The organism is Streptomyces calidiresistens (assembly GCF_014141525.1).
GTDB classification, from domain to species: Bacteria; Actinomycetota; Actinomycetes; order Streptomycetales; family Streptomycetaceae; genus Streptomyces; species Streptomyces calidiresistens.
This window is the reverse complement of record NZ_VKHS01000719.1, coordinates 1-2,782: the sequence shown is the minus strand read 5'-3', so window position 1 is coordinate 2,782 and position 2,782 is coordinate 1. Positions and strand designations below refer to the sequence as shown.

Below are 2,782 nucleotides of genomic sequence, written 5' to 3'. Positions count from 1 at the left end.
GTGCCGGAGGCGGCGGGGGCACGGGGGCCGTCCGCCGGCGGCTGCGCGGGTGACGGGGGTGGGACGGACACGGCCCCAGTCTGCCGCCCCGGCCGTCCCGCTGGGAAGGACGGTCCCCCGCATCCGCCGGCACGCGTCCCTCCGGGCACGGGCGGAGGCCGCGCCGACGCGCCGTAGACTGGGGGATCGGTCGCCGTCCTGCCCGGGCGGCCGGTTGTCCCCGGATCGGTTTGGATGAGTCCCCGCATGTCCAACGGCGCGCGTACCTACCAGGTGAAGACCTTCGGCTGTCAGATGAACGTGCACGACAGCGAGCGGATGGCGGGCCTGTTGGAGGCGGCCGGCTACACCCGCGCCCCCAAGGACGCCGACGCCGCCGACGTCGTGGTGTTCAACACCTGCGCCGTGCGGGAGAACGCCGACAACCGCCTGTACGGCAACCTCGGCCTCCTCGCCCCGCGCAAGGCCGCCCGCCCCGGCATGCAGATCGCCGTCGGCGGCTGCCTGGCCCAGAAGGACCGCGAGACCATCGTGCGCCGCGCCCCCTGGGTGGACGTGGTCTTCGGCACCCACAATGTCGGCAAGCTGCCGGTGCTGCTGGAGCGCGCCCGGATCCGCGAGGAGGCCCAGGTCGAGATCGCGGAGTCGCTGGAGGTCTTCCCCTCCACCCTTCCCACCCGGCGCGAGAGCGACCGGCTGGCCTGGGTGTCGATCTCGGTGGGCTGCAACAACACCTGCACCTTCTGCATCGTGCCCGCGCTGCGCGGCAAGGAGAAGGACCGCCGACCCGGCGAGATCCTCGCCGAGATCGAGGCGCTGGTGGAGGACGGGGTCTGCGAGATCACCCTGCTCGGCCAGAACGTCAACGCCTACGGCTCCGACTTCGGCGACCGTCGGGCCTTCTCCGACCTGCTGCGCGCCTGCGGCCGGATCGAGGGCCTGGAGCGGGTGCGCTTCACCTCCCCGCACCCCCGCGACTTCACCGACGACGTCATCGAGGCGATGGCGCAGACGCCGAACGTGATGCCGCAGCTGCACATGCCGCTGCAGTCCGGCTCCGACCGCGTCCTGCGCGCCATGCGCCGCTCCTACCGGCAGGAGCGCTACCTCGGCATCATCGAGCGGGTGCGCGCCGCCATCCCGGACGCCGCGATCACCACCGACATCATCGTCGGCTTCCCCGGTGAGACCGAGGAGGACTTCGAGCAGACCCTGCACGTCGTCCGCGAGGCGCGCTTCGCCCAGGCCTTCACCTTCCAGTACTCCAAGCGCCCCGGCACCCCCGCCGCCGAGATGCCCGACCAGATCCCCAAGGAGGTCGTGCAGCGGCGCTACGAGCGGCTGGTCGAGCTCCAGGAGGAGATCTCCTGGGCGGAGAACCGCGCGCAGGTGGGTCGCGTGGTGGAGGTGCTGGTCAGCGAGGGCGAGGGGCGCAAGGACGGTGCCACCCGCCGGCTGTCCGGGCGCGCCCCCGACAACCGGCTGGTCCACTTCAACCCCGAGCCCGCCGATCCGGCCGAGGGCCCGGTGCGCCCCGGCGACCTGGTGCGGGTGGAGATCACCTACGCCGCCCCGCACCACCTGCTGGCGGAGAAGCCGGCCCTCTCCGTGCGCCGTCTGCCCCCCGTCGGTGCCCGCTCGGCCGCCGCACCGGGCGGGCCGGCCGGTTCCGGCGGCTCCGGGGGCGGCGTCATGCTGGGCCTGCCCGGTATCGGCGCCCCGCCGGTCACGGCCGACCCCGCGCCCGGTTGCTCCGCCTGCTGAGGCCCGCCGCGCCCCCGGCGGGTCCCGGCGGGGGCGGGCGGACCCGGCCGCGACCCCCTGGCGCACCGCCGACCGCCCGGTAGGCTGCGATCATGCTCGTCGCCGCCGCCGTCTGTCCCTGTCCGCCCCTGTTGGTCCCCGCCCTCGCGGCCGGCGCCGCACGGGAGACGGAGGAACTGCGCGAGGCGTGCCGCACGGCCCTGCGCCGGCTGCTCGCCGCGGACGCCGATCGACTGGTCGTGGTGGGGCCCGCCGACCGTCCGATCGGGGCCGGTGCCCCGGTGGGGGACGGCGGACCCGCTCCCGGGCCCCGGGTGCTCCCGGCCGGCACCCCCGGCTCCTTCGCCGGCTTCGGTGTCCCCCTGGAGGTGACGCTCGGCTCCCCGGAGCGCTCCGCCGCTCCCGGGCACGACGACGCCCCGGGCGCCGACGGCGGGGCCGCCCCGTCCGTGGTCGGCCTGCCGTTGGCGCACGCCGTCGCCGCTTTCCTCCTCGGTGAGGTCACGGCGGACGCCGGGGACGACCCGGCGCTCCCGCCGGTCTCCGGTCTGGTCCTGCCCCCCGACCTGTCCCCGGAGCGCTGTCTGGAGACGGGACGCGAACTGGCCGCCGACCCGACCGTCGGCCGGGTGGCCCTGCTGGTCATGGGGGACGGCAGCGCCTGCCGGGGTCCCCGGGCGCCGGGCTGGCACGACGACCGCGCCGAGGAATTCGACGCCGGTGTCTCCGCCGCCCTCGCCGCCGTGGACACCTCCGCCCTCGCGGCTCTCGACCCCGCCCTCGCCGAGGAGCTGCGGGCCGTGGGCCGGCCGGGATGGCAGGTGTTGGCCGGAGCGGCCGGCCCCGGGAACGGCACCCCGTGCGGTGGGCTGCGAGGTGAACTGCTCCACGACGGTGCCCCCTACGGTGTGGCCTACCCCGTGGCCCTCTGGCACTGTGAGGAGGAGCGTCCCACCGGCCCGGCGGACCCCGACGGCTCTGCGAGACTGATCGGATGAGCAGCCCGCCTCCCGCCCCC

Annotated in this window: 2 protein-coding genes; both read left to right on the top strand. The window is 75.8% G+C overall.

Annotated features, from left to right (window positions below; translation table 11 throughout):
• Positions 1-246: 246 nt before the first annotated feature.
• Complete coding sequence (miaB, locus tag FOE67_RS21925; protein ID WP_182666564.1) at positions 247-1,764, top strand: tRNA (N6-isopentenyl adenosine(37)-C2)-methylthiotransferase MiaB; 1,518 nt, start codon at positions 247-249, stop codon at positions 1,762-1,764.
• 92 nt (positions 1,765-1,856) lie between these two features.
• Complete coding sequence (locus tag FOE67_RS21920) at positions 1,857-2,762, top strand: class III extradiol dioxygenase subunit B-like domain-containing protein (protein ID WP_228474156.1); 906 nt, start codon at positions 1,857-1,859, stop codon at positions 2,760-2,762.
• The last annotated feature ends 20 nt before the right edge of the window (positions 2,763-2,782 follow it).